The following is a 293-nucleotide window of genomic DNA, read 5'->3' as shown; positions in this document are numbered from 1 at the left end:
GCCTGGAACAGGGCCATGCAGCCGCGGCCCGTCGTCGGTGCCCACGACGTGGTGGGATGCGCCTGGGTGCCGGCGACCACGCACGCCGTGCCGAACGGCCGCCACACCGGCACGCCGCCCTCCATGCAGACCTGGCCCGCGTCGATGTCGCGGTACCATGACAGCGACACGAGCTGCGACGACGGGAAGTGCGACAGGCGCTGGGCGTCGTTCAAGGTCACGTTGCGGACGTCGCGCCCGACGACGGCGACGAGCGCGCCCTGCAGCGACGCCGGCGGCAAACGGAGCCAGTC

At 73.0% G+C, this 293-nt stretch carries 1 pseudogene; it reads right to left on the bottom strand.

Features of this window, described 5'->3' with window-relative positions:
- Positions 1-293 (bottom strand): annotated as a pseudogene (locus tag ACEN88_RS35190) (AraC family transcriptional regulator); the annotation flags it as partial.

It is taken from the genome of Massilia sp. CT11-108, from assembly GCF_047302915.1.
GTDB lineage: Bacteria > Pseudomonadota > Gammaproteobacteria > Burkholderiales > Burkholderiaceae_D > Telluria > Telluria orientalis.
This window is presented reverse-complemented; position numbering and strand designations above follow the sequence as displayed.